We start from the raw sequence: 1,736 nt of genomic DNA on the forward strand, positions 1-1,736 counted from the left end.
GAATCCGATCAAGTCGGTGCAGATCGGCGCCATCTTGTGCTGCTTGCCAGCATCCGAAAGCAGTCGGTCTGCTGATATCGCCCGTATGTGAGTTGCCGCTTCATCGAGCGCATTCAGAGCGCCTTTGAAATAGGTGTCGGGCTCGCAATCGACTCCCTCGAGATGCTTCATCGACAGCTTCATTCCGCCTGAAAGCTCGTAGTGGATCTGGATCGGGTTGCCCGATGAGTCTTTTTCAATGAGTTCGTTGATTGCCATTTTGGGTCTCTGAGGTGGGGGAGAGAGATCAGGGGGCGAAGCTGGCGACGATTTGCGCCGCTCTGGTCTTGGCGCGATCGATCAGGCCGCCGTCAATTCGCTGCGAGAGGTATTCGCCGTGCGGAAGCGGCTGCGGAGCGCCCGCGAATCCGAGTGGCCGCGGCTGGCCTAGAGCCGTATTGCAGAGCGCTTGGTCGTAGCCGTGAAGCTCGACCCATGCGTCCGCGTAGGCCTGTGCTGCGGCCGCGTAGGCAGCGCCGGCGACGGCGCGTGCAGCTTTGATTTCGGTGATGGTTGCCATTGGTGATTCCTTGGGTTGGCAGGGGAGGTGTTGGTCAGGCGAGCGGCGTGCGCTTGGACTTGCCGGTCATCAGCAGCACCGTTGCGTCCTCTTTGATTCGATCGGCGACGCGCTCCCCGGCAACGTCGGGGAACTTCGCTACGGCCAGGTTCGAAACGATGATCGTGTTCGGCATGCGCCCCTCGTCGTAGCGTGCGGAGATGAGGTCTTGCAGCATCGGCGCGTCGACATCGCGATTCGCCCCGAACTCGTCTAGCACCAGGACCGGCACGCAGCCGTACTTGCCGAGCAGGCTTGCCTCGGTGTGCTCGCCTCGCCGGTTCCAGGTCTCACGAACCGTGCGGCCATATCCGCCGGCGGTGATGAACAGGCCCCTCATGTCGGATCGGATGATCTGCTTGAGGGCTGCCGAGGACGCGTAGGTCTTGCCAGTACCTACCGGCCCGATGATCACCAGAGGGCCGCGGGATTCTCTCCGAGCGACCGCTTCGACCCATCTGCGAAGCTTCTCAGGCAGCGAGCCATCGAACGCTGCGTGCCGAAACTTGGAAGGGATATCGGACTCGCGCAGCCACTCTTCGATGCGCTCCTGTCGGTACTCTTCGTCGAGCAAAAGCTGATTGGCAGCACGCTCCTCATGAGCACAGGTTTCGCAGCCCGTCCACCGGTCGAGCCGTTGGACCCAATGGGCTGTGTAGTCACCGTGCTTGTCGCACTGCCTGAGGGCCGTCTCGCGGTCATCGGTCATGACGCGGCCTCCCAGGACTCGGAATACTGCTGAGGTCCGATGTGAGCGGGGTTGCGGCGAGCAGCTACGGTCGACTTCGGACTGCCCTTGCTGTGATTCATGAAGGCTTCGATCTTCTCGGCATTGCGGAGGATGAGGTCGAGGCTGTCGTAGACCTTGCCGCGTTCGTTTTTACCCTGATGCCATTCGCTGGCCATGCAGCCATTGATTGCGCACTTCAGTTCGTCGATCGAGTACTTCTTCAGCGCTTTCGAAATGACCTTCCGACGCGCTTCATCAAGCTTCGCGTTCCCGTGTCCAGATTTCTGCTTCCAGTGGTCGAAAACCTGAACGACGTTTTCCGGAGAAAGCTCCTGACGGTTCCTTGATGGTTCAACTGATGGTTCTATTACGGTTCTGGGTGCAGCAGCTGCGGGGGTGGGGTGCAGC

General features: G+C 60.5%; 3 protein-coding genes and 1 pseudogene. All 4 read right to left on the minus strand.

Going from position 1 to position 1,736, the window contains the following annotated elements; translation table 11 throughout:
• Positions 1-258 (minus strand): hypothetical protein (locus Q0D45_RS17135; protein WP_293395548.1); only part of this gene is annotated, 258 nt, incomplete at its 3' end.
• 28 nt (positions 259-286) lie between these two features.
• Positions 287-559, minus strand: coding sequence for a hypothetical protein (locus Q0D45_RS17140; protein ID WP_293395551.1), 273 nt, complete (start codon positions 557-559; stop codon positions 287-289).
• 34 nt (positions 560-593) lie between these two features.
• Positions 594-1,307, minus strand: a complete 714-nt coding sequence (locus Q0D45_RS17145) for an ATP-binding protein (RefSeq protein ID WP_293395554.1) — start codon at positions 1,305-1,307, stop codon at positions 594-596.
• Positions 1,304-1,736: pseudogene (locus Q0D45_RS17150) on the minus strand (hypothetical protein); the annotation flags it as partial. The pseudogene Q0D45_RS17150 and the gene Q0D45_RS17145, both read right to left, overlap by 4 nt.

The organism is Nevskia sp. (genome assembly GCF_023266035.1).
GTDB lineage: Bacteria > Pseudomonadota > Gammaproteobacteria > Nevskiales > Nevskiaceae > Nevskia.

What these genes read in the sequence shown, in the direction of transcription:
- Q0D45_RS17145 (WP_293395554.1), bottom strand. Translation starts at nt 1,307, where the DNA reads ATGACCGATGACCGCGAGACGGCCCTCAGGCAGTGCGACAAGCACGGT.
- Q0D45_RS17140 (WP_293395551.1), bottom strand. Translation starts at nt 559, where the DNA reads ATGGCAACCATCACCGAAATCAAAGCTGCACGCGCCGTCGCCGGCGCT.